The sequence below is a fragment of the Phycicoccus ginsengisoli genome (genome assembly GCF_054779295.1).
The window spans coordinates 66,145-81,840 of the sequence record NZ_BAAGYN010000005.1 but is presented as its reverse complement, the minus strand read 5'-3'; the positions used below and the strand labels follow the sequence as shown (position 1 = coordinate 81,840).

The 15,696-nt window shown below is 72.6% G+C and carries 18 protein-coding genes; 8 read left to right on the top strand and 10 right to left on the bottom strand.

Going from position 1 to position 15,696, the window contains the following annotated elements; all coding sequences use genetic code 11:
- Positions 1 to 70 precede the first annotated feature (70 nt).
- Together ACYVDO_RS09785 and ACYVDO_RS09780 are read left to right on the top strand one after the other, a co-directional pair.
- Complete coding sequence (locus tag ACYVDO_RS09785) at positions 71 to 1,336, top strand: DUF4032 domain-containing protein (protein WP_460935237.1); 1,266 nt, start codon at positions 71 to 73, stop codon at positions 1,334 to 1,336.
- Positions 1,337 to 1,389: 53 nt separating this feature from the next.
- On the top strand, positions 1,390 to 1,938 hold the full coding sequence (locus ACYVDO_RS09780) for an RDD family protein (protein ID WP_460935235.1): 549 nt from the start codon (positions 1,390 to 1,392) through the stop codon (positions 1,936 to 1,938).
- Positions 1,939 to 2,005: 67 nt separating this feature from the next.
- On the opposite strand, the gene ACYVDO_RS09775 is transcribed toward ACYVDO_RS09780, so the two are convergent.
- The 3 genes from ACYVDO_RS09775 to cysS all read right to left on the bottom strand — a co-directional run bounded on the left by ACYVDO_RS09775 (position 2,006) and on the right by cysS (position 5,169).
- Positions 2,006 to 2,587: a hypothetical protein gene (locus ACYVDO_RS09775; protein WP_460935233.1), complete on the bottom strand. Its 582-nt coding sequence runs from the start codon at positions 2,585 to 2,587 to the stop codon at positions 2,006 to 2,008.
- A 147-nt stretch (positions 2,588 to 2,734) separates the two neighbouring features.
- The gene (gene rlmB, locus ACYVDO_RS09770; RefSeq protein WP_460935231.1) at positions 2,735 to 3,715 is read right to left on the bottom strand and encodes a 23S rRNA (guanosine(2251)-2'-O)-methyltransferase RlmB; all 981 of its coding nucleotides are present in this window, start codon (positions 3,713 to 3,715) and stop codon (positions 2,735 to 2,737) included.
- Positions 3,715 to 5,169 (bottom strand): cysteine--tRNA ligase, encoded by a 1,455-nt coding sequence (gene cysS, locus ACYVDO_RS09765; protein WP_460935229.1) that lies wholly within the window; start codon positions 5,167 to 5,169, stop codon positions 3,715 to 3,717. Before cysS ends, rlmB begins: the two co-directional genes overlap by 1 nt.
- Positions 5,170 to 5,312: 143 nt before the next feature.
- Here cysS and ACYVDO_RS09760 point away from each other — a divergent pair, with 143 nt between their 5' ends.
- Positions 5,313 to 5,816, top strand: coding sequence for a phosphatase PAP2 family protein (locus ACYVDO_RS09760; RefSeq protein WP_460935227.1), 504 nt, complete (start codon positions 5,313 to 5,315; stop codon positions 5,814 to 5,816).
- A 68-nt stretch (positions 5,817 to 5,884) separates the two neighbouring features.
- Here the strand turns inward: ACYVDO_RS09760 and ACYVDO_RS09755 are convergent, their stop codons facing one another.
- The 3 genes from ACYVDO_RS09755 to ispF form a co-directional block, all read right to left on the bottom strand.
- Positions 5,885 to 6,553, bottom strand: a complete 669-nt coding sequence (locus tag ACYVDO_RS09755; RefSeq protein ID WP_460935225.1) for an MBL fold metallo-hydrolase — start codon at positions 6,551 to 6,553, stop codon at positions 5,885 to 5,887.
- On the bottom strand, positions 6,550 to 7,638 hold the full coding sequence (locus ACYVDO_RS09750; protein WP_460935223.1) for an S-(hydroxymethyl)mycothiol dehydrogenase: 1,089 nt from the start codon (positions 7,636 to 7,638) through the stop codon (positions 6,550 to 6,552). The genes ACYVDO_RS09755 and ACYVDO_RS09750 overlap by 4 nt, the downstream gene beginning before the upstream one ends.
- Positions 7,639 to 7,727: 89 nt before the next feature.
- Entirely contained in the window at positions 7,728 to 8,219 is a 492-nt protein-coding gene (ispF, locus tag ACYVDO_RS09745; RefSeq protein WP_460935221.1) for a 2-C-methyl-D-erythritol 2,4-cyclodiphosphate synthase, read from the bottom strand.
- A gap of 71 nt (positions 8,220 to 8,290) precedes the next feature.
- On the opposite strand from ispF, the gene ACYVDO_RS09740 reads away from it, so the two are divergent.
- Positions 8,291 to 8,875 (top strand): GNAT family N-acetyltransferase, encoded by a 585-nt coding sequence (locus ACYVDO_RS09740; protein WP_460935219.1) that lies wholly within the window; start codon positions 8,291 to 8,293, stop codon positions 8,873 to 8,875.
- Between the two features lie 35 nt (positions 8,876 to 8,910).
- Here the strand turns inward: ACYVDO_RS09740 and ispD are convergent, their stop codons facing one another.
- Both ispD and ACYVDO_RS09730 read right to left on the bottom strand, forming a co-directional pair.
- On the bottom strand, positions 8,911 to 9,585 hold the full coding sequence (gene ispD, locus ACYVDO_RS09735) for a 2-C-methyl-D-erythritol 4-phosphate cytidylyltransferase (protein WP_460935759.1): 675 nt from the start codon (positions 9,583 to 9,585) through the stop codon (positions 8,911 to 8,913).
- On the bottom strand, positions 9,582 to 10,064 hold the full coding sequence (locus ACYVDO_RS09730) for a CarD family transcriptional regulator (RefSeq protein ID WP_310151095.1): 483 nt from the start codon (positions 10,062 to 10,064) through the stop codon (positions 9,582 to 9,584). The genes ispD and ACYVDO_RS09730 overlap by 4 nt, the downstream gene beginning before the upstream one ends.
- Positions 10,065 to 10,261: 197 nt before the next feature.
- On the opposite strand from ACYVDO_RS09730, the gene ACYVDO_RS09725 reads away from it, so the two are divergent.
- Positions 10,262 to 10,846 (top strand): hypothetical protein, encoded by a 585-nt coding sequence (locus ACYVDO_RS09725; protein ID WP_460935217.1) that lies wholly within the window; start codon positions 10,262 to 10,264, stop codon positions 10,844 to 10,846.
- Positions 10,847 to 10,856: 10 nt separating this feature from the next.
- On the opposite strand, the gene ACYVDO_RS09720 is transcribed toward ACYVDO_RS09725, so the two are convergent.
- On the bottom strand, positions 10,857 to 11,540 hold the full coding sequence (locus ACYVDO_RS09720; RefSeq protein ID WP_460935215.1) for a response regulator: 684 nt from the start codon (positions 11,538 to 11,540) through the stop codon (positions 10,857 to 10,859).
- Positions 11,537 to 12,736: a sensor histidine kinase gene (locus tag ACYVDO_RS09715; protein WP_460935213.1), complete on the bottom strand. Its 1,200-nt coding sequence runs from the start codon at positions 12,734 to 12,736 to the stop codon at positions 11,537 to 11,539. The genes ACYVDO_RS09720 and ACYVDO_RS09715 overlap by 4 nt, the downstream gene beginning before the upstream one ends.
- A gap of 164 nt (positions 12,737 to 12,900) precedes the next feature.
- On the opposite strand from ACYVDO_RS09715, the gene phoU reads away from it, so the two are divergent.
- The 3 genes from phoU to ACYVDO_RS09700 all read left to right on the top strand — a co-directional run bounded on the left by phoU (position 12,901) and on the right by ACYVDO_RS09700 (position 15,693).
- A complete protein-coding gene (gene phoU / locus ACYVDO_RS09710) occupies positions 12,901 to 13,590 on the top strand; it encodes a phosphate signaling complex protein PhoU (RefSeq protein ID WP_460935211.1) in 690 nt (229 codons plus the stop codon).
- A gap of 169 nt (positions 13,591 to 13,759) precedes the next feature.
- Positions 13,760 to 14,278: a SigE family RNA polymerase sigma factor gene (locus tag ACYVDO_RS09705; protein ID WP_460935209.1), complete on the top strand. Its 519-nt coding sequence runs from the start codon at positions 13,760 to 13,762 to the stop codon at positions 14,276 to 14,278.
- Positions 14,275 to 15,693, top strand: a complete 1,419-nt coding sequence (locus tag ACYVDO_RS09700) for a hypothetical protein (RefSeq protein WP_460935207.1) — start codon at positions 14,275 to 14,277, stop codon at positions 15,691 to 15,693. The genes ACYVDO_RS09705 and ACYVDO_RS09700 overlap by 4 nt, the downstream gene beginning before the upstream one ends.
- Positions 15,694 to 15,696 lie beyond the last annotated feature (3 nt).

Sequence of the window (15,696 nt, the reverse complement as noted above, 5' to 3'; positions counted from 1 at the left end):
GTATGCCGTGTGGCCGGCTCCCGTCCGCGGGGGCCGGCCACACGCGTTCCCCCTCGAAGGTTGACCACCCATGGCCCTGTCCATCACCGCGTCGCGCCCCGACCCCGCCCTGCTCGACCTGCCCTGGGACCTGCCGTTGGAGACCTGGCCCGAGGAGCACCTCGCTGCGCTCCCCCGCGGCATCTCCCGGCACGTCGTCCGGTTCGTCAAGCTCTCGGGTCGCGTGCTGGCCGTCAAGGAGATCAAGGACGAGCTGGCCACCCGCGAGTACCAGATGCTGCGCATGCTCGACCGCCTCGACCTGCCGACCGTCGAGCCCTTCGGCGTCGTCAGTGGACGGGTGGGCCACGACGGCGAGCCCCTCGACGCCTGCCTGGTGACCCGGCACCTCCAGTTCTCCCTGCCGTACCGCGCGCTGTTCAGCCAGTCCCTGCGCGCCGACACCTCGAGCCGGCTCATCGACGCGCTCGCCGTCCTGCTGGTGCGGCTGCACCTCACCGGCTTCTGGTGGGGCGACGTCTCCCTGTCCAACACCCTGTTCCGGCGTGATGCCGGCGCGTTCGCGGCGTACCTCGTCGACGCCGAGACCGGCGAGCTGCACCAGCAGCTCACCGACGGCCAACGCGAGCACGACCTCGACATCGCGCGGGTGAACATCGCCGGTGAGCTCATGGACCTCGAGGCGGGCGGGATGCTGCCCGAGGGCGCCGACCCGGTCGACACCTCCAACCAGATCGTGACGCGCTACGCCGAGCTCTGGGGCGAGCTGACCGGCCAGGAGCGGTTCGAGCGCGGCGACCGGTGGCGCGTCGACGAGCGCATCCGCCGGCTCAACGAGCTCGGCTTCGACGTGGACGAGCTGGCGATCTCGACCGACGTCGACGGCACGCACATCCAGATCCAGCCCAAGGTGGTGGACTCCGGCCACCACTCGCGCCGGCTGCTGCGCCTCACCGGGCTCGACGTCGAGGAGAACCAGGCGCGTCGCCTGCTCAACGACCTCGACTCCTACCGGGCCGGGACCGACCGGCAGAACGACGACGAGGAGATCGTCGCCCACGACTGGCTCGCCCGGATCTACGAGCCGGTCACCCGCCGCGTCCCGCGGGCGCTGGCCGGCAAGCTGGCGCCGGCCGAGCTGTTCCACGAGGTGCTCGAGCACCGGTGGTACCTGTCCGAGCGCGCCGGCCACGACATCCCCGTCGAGGACGCCATCGCCGACTACGTCGCGACCGTCCTGCCGGGCAAGCCCGACGAGGCCACGGTCGTGGGGGTCGACACGGTGGAGATGCCGGTGCTGGCCATGTTCGACGACGAGGAGCCGAGCCGCTCCTGACCGCGGGGGCGCTCGCTAGGCTGGCGCGCGACGCCCGACGACGAGGGGATCCCGTGACCGACCAGACCGCGCCTGCCCACCAGCCCCACCCGGCCGGCGCCGGCGGCTACGAGCCCTGGGGTCCGCTGGCGACCTGGGGCATCCGGGTGGCCGCCTCGCTGCTCGACGCCCTGCTCCCCCTCATCGGGCTCGTCCTGTACATCCCCGGCATCTTCGCCATCGTCGCCGGCAGCCCGGACCGGCAGTTCGACCCCACCACCGGCACCTACGAGGCGAGTCGTGCGGGGAGCACCGGGCTCATGGTCGTCGGGTTCGTCCTCGTCGGGCTGGGAGGCCTCGCCATGATCGGCCTCCAGCTGTGGAACCGCGTGTTCCGGATGGGGCGGACCGGGCAGAGCCTCGGCAAGCGGGTCATGGGCATCCGGCTCGTCGAGGAGTACACCGGGCAGCCGATGGGCGCCGGCATGTGCTTCGTGCGCGAGCTGGCCCACACCCTGGACGGCTTCTTCTACCTCGGCTACCTCTGGCCGCTGTGGGATGCCAAGCGCCAGACCTTCGCCGACAAGATCCTCTCCACCGTCGTGGTGCACCCGAGGGCCTGACCGACCCGGCACGGCGCGACGACGGAGGCGGCCCCGGCGATGCCGGGACCGCCTCCGTGGGCCTCGCTCAGTACCGCGGGGCAGACTGTGCCTCGTAGTACTGCGTCGACTCCGGCCGGTAGAGCAGGTAGATGATGTACGCCCCCAGCGCGAGGCTGACCAGGCTCACGACGAGGCTCAGGACCGGCGGGTGCTGGACCAGGCTGCCCAGGGTGCTGAGCACGCTCAGCCCGAAGAAGACCGTCGCCACGATCCGCGCCCACTTGCGGCCCTTGCCGTTGGCCGAGGCCATCCAGAGCCAGAGCGCGACGCCGATCAGGCCGACCACGACGGAGAACCCGATCGCGAGGCTGACGGCGGAGTCGACCTGGCTCGCGGTCATCGACGTCCCCGAGTCGGCGGACGCCTTCTCGACCGCGTCCCGGATGGTGCTGCGCATCACCACGGTGAACAGGATGCCCAGCAGGCTCAGCGCCGCGCCGACGTACATCAGCTTGACGGCCGTGGCGATCGACGCCGGCCGGCTCACGGCCGCTGCCTGCGGCGGTGCACCGGGAGTGGGCATCGACCCCATCTGCGGGTAGCCCTCCGCTCCCGGCCCCGGACCGCCCGCGGGCGGGGGCGGCGGGGTGCTGCTGTAGTCGGACATGACGTATCCCTCCCTCGGGCGCTCCCCCTCTGGGAGCGCCGTGCAGCCAACGCTAGCGAAGAAGCGCGCTCCTCCGGGGGTACCACGGCGTCCCGCGCGCCGCAGCGCGGCCGCGGACCGCACGCGCGACCGACGCGAAGGGACCGCCTACAGCGCCCGGCGGCGGGCCACCTCGTACAGCGCCACACCCGTCGCGACGCCGGCGTTGAGCGACTCGACCGCCGAGGACATCGGGATCGAGACGACCTGGTCGCAGGTCTCACGGACGAGCCGGGACAGGCCCTTGCCCTCCGAGCCGGTGACGATGACTATCGGCTCGGTGGCCAGCTCGAGCTCGGGGAGCTCGACGTCGCCGTCCATGTCGAGACCGAGGACGAAGAACCCGGCCTTGCGGTAGTCCTCCAGGCAGCGGGTGAGGTTCGAGGCCATCGCGACCGGCACCCGGGCCGCGGCCCCGGCGGAGGTCTTCCAGGCGCTCGCCGTCATGCCGACCGACCGCCGCTCGGGGACGACCACGCCGTGGCCCCCGAACGCCGCCACGGACCGCACGATGGCACCGAGGTTGCGGGGGTCGGTGATGCCGTCGAGGGCCACCACGAGCGGGATGCCGGGCGCCTCGGGGTCGATGAAGTCGCGCGGGTGCGCGTACTCGTACGCCGGCACCTGGAGCGCGAGGCCCTGGTGCACGGCGCCGTCGGTGATGCGGTCGAGCTCGCCGCGCGGGGTCTCGAGCACCGGGATGCCACGGGACGTCGCGGTCTTGAGCGCCTCACGGACCCGGTCGTCGGCGTCGATGCGACCCGCGACGTACATCGTGGTGACGGGCACCTCCGCCCGCAGCGCCTCGACGACGGCGTTGCGCCCGGCCACGACCTCGCTGGACGCCTTGCCGCCGCTGCGGCGGGTGCTGCCACCACGCGACGGACCACCGGGTCGCGTCGCCGTTGCACCGCCGCGCTTGGCGGCCGCCTTGGCCATCTTGTGCGCCTTGTGCGCCGGACGGTCCTCGGCCCGGGGCGTGGGCCCCTTGCCCTCGAGCCCGCGACGCCGCTGCCCGCCCGAGCCCACGGTCGGGCCCTTCTTGCCGCCCTTGCGGATCGCGCCGCGGCGCTGGGAGTTGCCGGCCATCAGGAACCGTCCTTCGTGGAGTCTCTGCGCGCGAGCGACCAGTTGGCCCCCGAGGCGGTGTCCTCGATGACCACTCCGGCCGCCGAGAGCTGGTCGCGGATCGCGTCCGCGGTGGCGAAGTCGCGGGCGGCACGTGCCGCGGCACGAGCCTCCAGCTGCACGCCGATGAGGGAGTCGAGGGCCGACTGGACCTCGGTGCCGGCGGAGTCCCGGCCACCGCCCCACCGCGGGTCGAGCGGGTTGACACCGAGCAGGTCGGTCATCGCCAGCACCGCGGCGAACGCCTGCTCCAGCGCGACGACGTCGCCGTCGTCCATCGCGGTGTTGCCTGCGCGCACGGTGTCGTGGACGACCGCGAGCGCACCGCTGACGTTGAGGTCGTCGTCCATCGCCGCGGCATACGCCTCGGGCACCCGGGTGGGGTCCGGGGTGGTCGACGTCCCGTCGGGCAGGGCCCGCAGGGCCCGGGCGAGGAAGCCCTCGATCCGCTCCACGGCAGCCTCGGCCTCGCGCAGCGAGCCCTCGTGGTACTCGATCGTCGACCGGTAGTGGGCCGCGGTGAGGTAGTAGCGGATGGCCAGCGGCCGGGCCACCTTGACGACCTCGGACACGATGAGGGAGTTGCCGAGCGACTTGCTCATCTTCTCGCCGCCGACGGTCACCCACGCGTTGTGCAGCCAGTAGTTCGCGAACCCGAGCCCGGCTGCGTGCGACTGCGCCTGCTCGTTCTCGTGGTGGGGGAAGCGCAGGTCGACCCCGCCGCCGTGGATGTCGAAGGTGTCGCCGAGGTACTTGCGGGCCATGGCCGAGCACTCGAGGTGCCACCCCGGCCGGCCGACCCCGAACGGCGTCGGCCACGACGCGCTCTCGGGCTCGGACTCCTTGCGCCCCTTCCACAGGGCGAAGTCACGGGGGTCGCGCTTGCCGCGGGGGTCGGCGTCCTGCGCCGCCTCCATGTCCTCGATCCGCTGGTGGGTCAGCGAGCCGTACTCGGGAAAGCTCTGCACGTCGAAGTAGACGTCGCCGCTGTCGTCCGGCGCGGCGTAGGCGTGGCCCTTCTCGACGAGCGTCTCCATGAGCGACACCATCTCCGGCACGTGCCCGGTGGCCCGCGGCTCGTACGTCGGCGGCAGCACCCCGAGCGCTTCGAGGGCGGCGGACGTGGCCAGCTCGTTGCGGTACGAGAGCGCGAACCACGGCTCCCCGGCGGCAGCCGACTTGGCGAGGATCTTGTCGTCGATGTCCGTGACGTTGCGCACCAGCGTGACGTCGAAGCCGTAGCGGCCGGCGAGCCAGCGGCGCAGCACGTCGAACGCGACGGCGAACCGGACGTGCCCGAGGTGGGGCTCGGCCTGGGTGGTGAGTCCGCAGATGTAGATCCCCACCCTGCCGGGCTCCAGCGGGGTGAAGTCGCGCAGCTCCCGCGCGGCGGTGTCGTACAGGCGAAGACTCACGCGCGCAAGGCTACCTGCGGGCGCACCCACCTCACGAAACGGCGAGTGGCGGCCTCGGACCGCGCGCGGGTCGTCGGGATGCTTGACGCCGCGCACAGGAACCTCAAAGGAACCGTCCAGACCGATCCGCCACCGTGGTAGTCGTGGACACCCTGATCCGCCTCACGGCGACCTATGCCCTGTACGTCGTCGCCCTCGTCGCGGCGGTGTCCTGGCTCCGCTCACCCCGGCAGACCAAGGGGCCGTATGCCGTCGCGGCCGTCCTCGCCGCCGGTCTCGTGGGCGTCCTCGTCAAGGTCGCAGGCACCGCCTGGACCGACCCGCGACCGTTCGTCGTCGACCACACCACCCCGCTGATCGCGCACTCGGTCGACAACGGCTTTCCCTCCGACCACACGGCGCTCGCTGCCGCCATCGCCCTGGTCGTCCTCGCGTGGCACCGCCGCACCGGCGCCCTGCTGCTGCTCCTCGCGGCGGTGCTCGGCGCCTCCCGCGTCCTCGCCGGTGTGCACCACGTGCCGGACGTCGCCGCCGGGTATGCCGTGGGAGTCCTGGCCGGCGGGGTCGCCGTCCTGGTGTCCCGGGCCCTTCCGTGGCCCCGCATCGAGGCGCGCGTGCCCCTGCTCGGGCGCGCCCGCGCCACCTAGACCGACCCGGTGGGCGCCCCGGTCTCCCCTGCTGCGCGGCGCCCGCCGGGTCACCCCCTGCTCGCGGCTCAGTGGCCGCGGTCGACCCACTCCTGCAGGTGCGGGGCCTCCGCCCCGATCACGGTGCTGTCACCGTGACCGGTGAGCACGACGGTCTCGTCCGGCAGCGTCAGCAGGCGGTCGCGGATCGAGGCGACGATCGTCGGGAAGTCGCTGAACGAGCGACCCGTGGCACCTGGGCCACCCTGGAACAGCGTGTCGCCGGTGAAGACCACGCCGAGCTGCGGCACGTAGAAGCTGCACGCCCCGGGCGTGTGCCCCGGCGTGTGGACGACGTGGATGTCGGCGTCGCCCACGTGGAGCACGTCGCCGTCGGCGAGGTCGTGGTCCGGGGTCACCGGGTACAGCTCGTCCCACAGCATCCGGTCCGCCGGGTGCAGGTAGGCCGGCGCGCGGGTGGAGTCGCAGACCTCGCCCGCGGCGTTGATGTGGTCGTTGTGGCCGTGCGTCAGGAGCACCGCGGTCACCCGGCGGCCGTGCGGGATCGACTTCACGATCGCGCGCCCGTCGTGCGCGGCGTCGATGACGACGCACTCCTTGTCGTCACCCACCATCCAGACGTTGTTGTCGACCTCCCACGACCCGCCGTCGAGCTCGAAGGTCCCGGAGGTCACGACCCGCTCGACGCGGACGCCCCCGGGCGTGGACCCGAGGTCGGTCAGCTGCTCGGCGGTCACCGCAGCACCACGACGGACCGCAGCACGTCGCCCTTCTCCATCTTCTCGAACGCCGCCTCGACGTCCCCCAGGGCGATCCGCTCGCTCACGAAGGCGTCGAGGTCGAACCGCCCCTGCCGGTACAGGTCGACGAGCATGGGGAAGTCGCGACTGGGCAGGCAGTCGCCGTACCAGCTCGACTTCAACGCACCGCCTCGGCCGAAGATGTCGATCATCGGCAGGGTGACCTGCTTGTCGGGCGTCGGCACACCGACCAGCACCACGGTGCCCGCGAGGTCCCGGGCGTAGAACGCCTGCTGGTAGGTCTCGGGTCGCCCCACCGCCTCGACGACGACGTCCGCGCCGAAGCCGCCGGTGAGCTCCCGCACCCGCTCGACCACGTCCTCGGTGCCACCGTGGACGGTGTGGGTGGCGCCGAAGGCCCTGGCCTGTTCGAGCTTCCGCTCGTCGACGTCGACGGCGATGATCGTCGTCGCACCGGCGACCTTCGCCCCGGCGATGGCGGCGTTGCCGACCCCACCGCAGCCGATCACCGCGACGGAGTCACCACGACCCACGCCACCGGTGTTGACCGCCGCGCCGAAGCCGGCCATGACGCCACACCCGAGCAGGCCCACCGCGGCGGCGTCCGCGTCCGGGTCGACCTTGGTGCACTGCCCGGCCGCGACGAGCGTCTTCTCGGCGAAGGCACCGATGCCCAGCGCGGGCGTCAGCTCGGTGCCGTCCGCCAGCGTCATCCTCTGCCGGGCGTTGTGGGTCGCGAAGCAGTACCACGGCTTGCCCTTCAGGCACGCCCGGCACTGCCCGCAGACCGCCCGCCAGTTGAGGACGACGAAGTCGCCGGGCGCCACCTCGGTCACGCCCGCGCCGACCGCCTCGACGACGCCGGCCGCCTCGTGCCCCAGCAGGAAGGGGTACTCGTCGTTGATGCCACCCTCGCGGTAGTGCAGGTCGGTGTGGCACACCCCGCAGGTCTGCACCGCGACGACCGCCTCACCCGGCCCGGGATCGGGCACCGTGATGTCGACGAGCTCGACCGGTGCGCCCTTGCTCAGGGCGACGACGCCCTTGACGGTCTGCGGCATGGGTCCTCCTTCGGGGGTGGCTCCTGTCGCACCGACCCTATGCCGGGCGCACGCCCCCGGCTCGACCGCCCACGTGGTGGCCGGCGCCGTCAGGCGAGCGGGACGACCAGGGCGGTGGCGATCGCCGCCACGCCCTCGCCGCGGCCGGTCAGGCCCAGCCGGTCGGTCGTCGTCCCGCTCACGGAGACCGGCGCCCCCACCGCCTGCGACATCAGCGCCTGTGCCTCAGCACGCCGGGTCCCGACCTTGGGCCGGTTCCCCACGACCTGGACCGCGACGTTGCCGACCTCGAAGCCGGCAGCGCGCACCAGCCGGGCCGCCTCCGCCAGCAGGGTGAGCCCGGGGGCGCCCGCCAGCTCGGGCCGGTCGGTCCCGAAGTGCTCGCCGAGGTCGCCGAGGCCGGCGGCGGAGAAGAGGGCGTCGCAGGCCGCGTGGCAGGCGACATCGGCGTCGGAGTGGCCCTCGAGGGCCGGCTCCCCCGGCCACGCGAGGCCGGCCACCCGCAGCTCGCGGCCGGGACCACCCCCGAAGGCGTGCACGTCGACGCCGATGCCCGTGCGCGGCATACCGGGAGGAGCCATGGCGCCATCCAACCACCGGCGCGGGAAACCCGGGTGAGCCCACACCGCCACCCCGGCTACGGTTGCCGCGCATGGATGCCCCGCTGCCCGTGCCCACCCTCTCCGACGACCTCGTGACCCTGCGTCCGCACTGCGAGGAGGACCTGGACCCGGTCTACGAGCGCTGCCTCGACGAGGACACCCGCCGTTACACGACGATCCCGCTGGAGTACACGCGCGAGATGGCGAAGGAGTACCTCACCGGGCTGCTCGAGCCGTCGGCCGCGATGGTGTCGTGGGCGATCGAGGTGGACGGTGCGTATGCCGGGACGATCGACCTGCGCCGGATGCCGGTCGATGCGGGCGCCGGCGACCTGGGCTTCGTGACCCACCCGGCCTTCCGTGGCCGCGGCGTCATGTCGGCGGCGGTCGGGCTGGCCGTGGGCCACGCGTTCGACGACCTGGGCTGGCAGGCCGTGCGGTGGCAGGCGCACGCCGGCAACTGGGGCAGCGCCAAGGCGGTGTGGCGCAACGGCTTCCCGGTGCCGGTGTTCGTCCCCGACCTGCTCCTCGAGCGAGGACACCTCGTGGACGGCTGGATCAGCACCCTGCACGCGCCGGGCTCGGGGGCCCCGGTGGTCCCCTGGGAGGACGTCGTCGCCGCGCTCGGCAGCTGACCCAGCGGCCGGCGAGGTGACGCTCGGCGGCTGACTCAGCGGTCGGCGAGGTGGCGCTCGGCGACGGCGAGGTCGTCCGGGGTCGTGATCTTGAAGGCGAGCGGGTCCCCGGCCACGACCCGGACCGTCCCGCCCTCGCGCTCCACCAGGGCCGCGTCGTCCGTCGCTGCCGCCCCGGCCGCGTGCGCCTGCTCGAGCACCCCGCGGCGGAACGCCTGGGGCGTCTGGATCGCGCGCAGGGCCGACCGGTCGGGGGTGCCGACCACCCGGCCCTCCTCGTCGACCTGCTTGATCGTGTCGGCCACCGGCAGGCCCGGGACGACGGCGTCGTGGCCGGCGCGCACCTCCCGGACGAGGCGGCTGAACAGGGTCGCGGGAGCCAGCGCGCGGGCGGCGTCGTGGACCAGCACGACCTGGTCGTCGGGCCGCAGGGCAGCGAGCCCGGCGGCGACCGAGTCGGTGCGCTCGGCACCCCCGGGCACGACGTCCACGTCCTGCGGGCGGGCGCTCCGGGACGCGATCGCGCCCGCCTCCACCAGGTGGGAGACGGGCGCGACCACGACGACGTGGGTGACCTCGGGTGCCAGGAAGGCCCGGGCGACCGCGTGCTCGAGGACCGTCACACCGGCCAGGGGCACGAACGCCTTCGGCTGGGCGGCCCCGAGACGGGTGCCCTGTCCTCCGGCGACGAGGACGACCGCAACGCTCAGGAGGCGAGCACCTCGTCGAGGATCGCCTCGGCCTTGTCCTCGTTCGTCTTCTCCGCCAGGGCGAGCTCGGAGACGAGGATCTGGCGTGCCTTGGCGAGCATGCGCTTCTCGCCTGCCGACAGGCCCCGGTCCTTGTCCCGGCGCCACAGGTCACGGACGACCTCGGCCACCTTGATGACGTCGCCCGACGCCAGCTTCTCGAGGTTCGCCTTGTAGCGACGCGACCAGTTGGTCGGCTCCTCGGTGTGGGGGGCACGCAGCACCGCGAAGACCTTGTCCAGGCCGTCCTGACCGACGACGTCGCGGACGCCGATGTCCTCGCAGTTCTCCGCGGGCACCTCGATCGTGAGGTCGCCCTGGGCCACCTTGAGCTTGAGGTAGATCTTCTCCTCGCCCTTGATCGTGCGGGTGTTGATTTCTTCGATCAGAGCAGCCCCGTGGTGGGGGTACACGACCGTCTCGCCGACCTTGAAAACCATGTGCTGTTTTCCCCTTTCGCGACCTCCAGAATACCACGACACGCCGACGGCGGGAAAGCCGGAGCAAACGCATCATCGCTGGTCAGAGCCCTGCAAAGGCCTTGAGGGGCAAGGATTTCGGTCTTGACAGAAGAGTGTCGCGCATGCAACGCGCGGGGGTGCATGCGAGTGGAGGGGCGCCCGGTAGGCTGTCCCGCGTGACTCGCCGAAGCCCCCTCGCCCCCCGTTCCGCCGGCCGCCCCACCGTTGTTCGTCGTCTCGTCCCGGTGGCCGTCCTGGGGGCAGCGCTCGTCCTGTCCGCCTGCCAGACGCAGTCGCCGGTCCAGACCGACGTCACCTACAACCCGGCCGACGGTGTCCCGGTCGACCTCGGCGCCGTGCAGGTGCGCGACCTCGTCATCGTGAGCACCGCCAAGGGGAAGCCCGGCGTGCTGAGCGGCTCGGTGAGCAACACCGGCAACACCGCCGAGCGCATCTCCTTCGCCCTGCCCAACTCGGCGCCGGTCTACGCGACGGCCCCCGCCAACGACGAGCAGCCGCTGTCGAACGGTACGCAGGTGCAGCTGCCCTCGGTCCCGGTCGAGCCCGGTGACGTCGTCAAGCTGCAGGTCCAGTCGCCGACGGAGCCGTCCGTGGTCGTCACCGTCCCGGTCCTGCCGCCCGACAACTACTACTCCACGCTGTCTCCGACCAGCGCACCGACGAGCGCTCCCACCAGCGCACCGACGAGCTCGCCGAGCGGCACGGCGACGGCGACCGCGTCGCCCAGCACCACCCCCTGACCCCGGCGGGTCAGTCGCTCTCGAACTTGTAGCCCAGGCCCCGCACCGTGACGATGTGCCGGGGCTCCGCCGGGTCCGGCTCGACCTTGGCCCGCAACCGCTTGACGTGGACGTCGAGCGTCTTGGTGTCGCCGACGTAGTCGCTGCCCCAGACCCGGTCGATGAGCTGCATGCGGGTGAGCACCCTGCCGGTGTTGCGCAGCAGCATCTCGAGCAGCTCGAACTCCTTGAGGGGCAGTGGCGTGGGACGCCCGGCGACCGTCACGATGTGCCGCTCGACGTCCATGCGCACCGGACCGGCCTCGATCGTCGTGGGCAACAGGTCCTCCGGCTCCTGGCCGCGGCGCAGGACCGCCTTGATCCGCGCGAGCAGCTCGCGGGAGGAGTACGGCTTGGTGACGTAGTCGTCCGCGCCGATCTCCAGCCCCACGACCTTGTCGATCTCGCTGTCCTTGGCGGTAAGCATGATCACCGGGACGGTCGAGCGCTGGCGCAGGGCCCGGCACACCTCGGTCCCGGACAGCCCCGGCAGCATGAGGTCGAGCAGCACCAGGTCGGCGCCCTGGCGGTCGAAGTCGTCGAGGGCGTCCGGCCCGGTCTCGGCGACCGACACCTCGTAGCCCTCCTTGCGGAGCAGGTAGGACAGGGGGTCCGAGAACGACACCTCGTCCTCGACGACCAGGATGCGGGTCATGCTGGGGCCTCTCCTTGCTCCGGCGCCCCGGGGGCGCGCTCGGTGCGTTCCGGGCCGGCGCCGGTGCGGTCGACGGCTGCGGGCAGGCGGATCGTGAAGGTGGACCCGCGTCCCTCCTCGCTCCAGACGGCGACGTCGCCCCCGTGGTTGGCGCAGATGTGCTTGACGATCGCCAGCCCGAGGCCCGTGCCCCCGGTGGCCCGCGACCGGGCGGCGTCGACGCGGTAGAAGCGCTCGAAGATGCGCTCCTGCTCGGACTCGGGGATGCCGAACCCCTGGTCGGTGACCGTGATCTCGACCATCTCGTCGTGGAGCCGTCCACCGACCGCGACGCGGGCGCCGGGGTCGGAGTAGGCCACGGCGTTGCCGACGAGGTTGCGGACCGCGGTGACGAGGAGGTCCTCGTCACCGAAGACCTTCAGGTCGGGGGCGCAGGCCTCGACGATCTCGATCTGCTTCGCGTCGGCCGCGACCCGGGTGTAGTCGATGGCCTCGTGGACGGCAGCCGTGACGTCGACCAGCCTGGGCTCGTGCAGCGTGTCGGCCACCTGCAGCCGCGAGAGGTCGACGATCTCCTTGACCAGCTGGGCCAGGCGCGCGCTCTCCACCTGCATCCGTGTGGCGAACCGGGTGACCGCCTCGGGGTCGTCCTTCGCGTCGAGGACGGCCTCGGCGAGCAGGCCGAGGCCCCCGACCGGGGTCTTGAGCTCGTGGCTGACGTTCGCGATGAAGTCGCGACGCACCTCCTCGACCCGCCGGGCCTGGGTGTGGTCCTCGACCAGCAGGAGCACGTGGTTGCTGCCGAGCGGGGCGACCCGGGCGTGCATGATCGAGTGCGCCTGGCCGAGCGGTCCCCTGGCCAGCTCGAGCTGCGCCTCGCGGATCACCCCGTCGCGACGGACCTGCCGGGCCAGGTGGCGCAGCTCGGCGTGGACGAGGTCGCGTCCGCGGACCAGGCCGTACGCGACGGCGGACGGGGAGTTGTTGATCACCTCGTCCGCGGAGTCGACCACGATCGCACCACTGCGCAGGACGGCAAGCACGTCCGCCACCCCCGCAGGCAGGGCGGGGACTGCGGACGCGTGCGCGGGCATACTCATCTGCTGGCGCTCGGAGTAGCGGACCGCGACGACGGCGAGGGCGCCGGTCAGCAGCCCGGCGAAGCCGGCGAGCAGCGCAGCGGTCGTCGCATCCACGCCTCCAAGATACGGTGCGCGGACGCCACCTCCGACCGGTCGTGCGTGCTCCCGCGGGCCGGTCCCCAGATGTTCACCTGAGTTCACCCGACCGTTCACTGCCCCGTGGGAGCCTCGGGCGGACGCAGACCACGCACGCCCCGTGCCGACACCCAAGGGAAGCAATGCGCAACGCCTTTCACGAGGACCTCGACACCATCTCCGACCAGCTGGTGGAGATGACTCGGCTCGCTGGTTCGGCCATGGCCAGGGCCACGACGGCCCTGCTCGACGCGGACATCCGGCTCGCCGAGTCGGTGATCGAGGCCGACAAGGAGCTCGACACCCTGCGCGAGGACCTCGACGCCCGCTCGATCGACCTCCTCGCCCGCCAGCAGCCCGTCGCCACCGACCTGCGCATGGTGGTCACGTCGATGCGGATGAGCGCCGACCTCGAGCGGATGGGCGACCTGGCACGGCACGTCGCGAAGGTGGCCCGGCTGCGCTACCCGGACTCCGCCGTCCCCGCCGACATCCGCGCCACCATCCTGCAGATGGGGCAGGTCGCCGAGCGCATCGTCGCCAAGGCCGGCCAGGTCATCGCCGGCAAGGACGTCGAGGACGCCAAGACCCTCGAGCGCGACGACGACGCCATGGACGAGCTGCACCGCGAGCTGTTCAGCCACCTCATCGACGGCACGTGGCAGCACGGCACCGAGGCCGCGGTCGACATGACCCTCGTGGGGCGCTACTACGAGCGCTTCGCCGACCACGCGGTCTCCGTCGCCCACCGCGTCGTGTACCTGGTCACCGGCGAATGGGATGTCGCCGAGGACCACGAGGAGCAGGAGGACCGCGCCGACGGGCTGCGGTGACCCCTGCTCCACGAGGGGCCCGGTCCGCCATGGGGGCGCAGACCGGGCCCCTCGGCCTGTCCCCGGCCGGCCGTGTCGCCGAAGTCGCGCCCACTCGCTCTCAACCTCGGGGACACTTACCGACGTCCAGAAGGGCATGAGCACCGCAGTAGCAGGGAGGGGGGTCGCCGTGGACACCACGGAGGAGGACTTCGCGCGGTTCGTCCGGACCCGCTGGGACAGCCTGGTCCGCACGGCCTACCTGCTCACCGGAGACCGGGGACGCGCCGAGGACCTCGTGCAGACGACCCTGGTCAAGGTGCACCGGCGCTGGTCGCACGTCGCCGCCGAGTCGCCGTACGCCTACACGCGTGCGGCGTTGGCCAACGAGTCGGCCTCCTGGTGGCGCAGGCGGCGCGTGGCCGAGTCCCTGGGCGACGTGCCCGTCCACGCCGACCGGGCACGCGGGGACGCGTATGCCGCGGTCGACGCCCGCGACGAGCTCGCCCGGGCGGTGCTCCAGCTGCCCCCTCGGATGCGGGCGGTGATCGTGCTGCGCTACTTCGAGGACCTGTCGGAGGCCGCCACCGCGGCGGCCCTCGGGATGTCGGCCGGCTCGGTCAAGAGCCAGGCCTCACGGGGGCTGGAGCGGTTGCGCACGGTGATGCAGGGGCAGGACGACGCGACGGACGAGAGGAGCCTGGCATGAGCATCGAGACCCAGCTGCGCGAGGCGCTGGCCGCCCGCGCCGAGGAGCTGTCGCCGTCGCCCGGGGACGCCTACGGCCGGGTGAGCGGCGCGATCCGCACGTCCCAGCGGCGCCGCCGCACGGCATACGCAGGTGTGGCGGCCGTCGTCCTCGCGCTCGCGGTGGTCGTCCCGGGCCTCGCCGGCGGTGACCACCACACGACCACCCCGGCCACTCGTACCCACACCCTCCCGCTGCCCTCCCCGGACGATCCGCGCTGGAGCTCGGTGTCGACCTGGCCGGTGCGCGGCCCGCTGGCCGACGACAAGGCCTTCATCGACTCCGTGGGGCAGCAGTTCGCCGACGCGCACGTCGTGTACGCCGGCGACCTGCCCACCTCGCGGGTCGTGGTGAGCTACAACCCGAGCACGGACGGGGCGGAGAAGCTGACGATGTACTCCGGCCCCCGGGGCGCCGCGGCCGCGGACATGGCCGAGGTGTCCTCGGCGTCGGGAGGACTCAGCGACGTCGTGAGCATCCGGGAGCACGCGGACAACGACTCCACCCTCGTCGTGCTGGCCAGTCCTGCGACACGCCAGGCCTCCATCTCGCCGTCCGTGCACATCGGGCTCGACGGAACGGTCACCCGCGACGCCTTCCGCTCGGTTCCCCTGTCCGACGGGATGTACACCGAGCTGCTCGAGAACTCGCCGCCGATGCTCACACGCGTCTCGGTCGGAGCCGACGGCCGCGCGGCCGCGGCAACGGCCCAGCGCGTGACCCTCACGGGTCGGCCGACCGAGGACGTCAGCGGCAAGGGTTCGATCTGCCTGAGCTGCACCGGAGAGGACTTCCGCGTCAGGGCCGAGCAGGCGATCGGGGAGGGGGACGCCTACCGGCTGGGCCTCGACCCGCAAAGCGTGCACGCCACGACCCGCTTCTTCGGCAGCGCAGACCCCCGGGTCGTCGAGCGAGCAGACTTCGGCACCAAGAGCCCGGTCCAGAACCACGTGATCGTGGTGGACACCAAGCTCCCCGCCGGCCAGGTGCTCCGCAGCGCCCTGGTCGTCGTCAGCGCCAAGGACGGCAGCCAGTCCATGACGGTGGAGTCCGCCTCAGGCGTGCCGATCGACGCGTCGACCGCCGCCGACCGCCCGTTCGTCCTCAAGCGCGGGCTCGACGAACACCGAGTCCTCAACGAGGTGTTCGCCCCGACCGCCGCGAAGGCGCAGCTGGTGTCATCGGCCAGCCTGGCCTACCCCAGCTCGGCGGTGGTGCCCGTGCGCAAGGGCACCGCGCTCGTCGTCACCTCGCCGACCGACCCGGCCATCGCGACCTACGACGTCGTGACGTTCGACTCCTCCGGCAGGCAGATCGGCCGGTGGCCCGTCGACCTCCCGTCCGAGGAGTCCTGGACGGCCGGCACCACGCCCTGACGG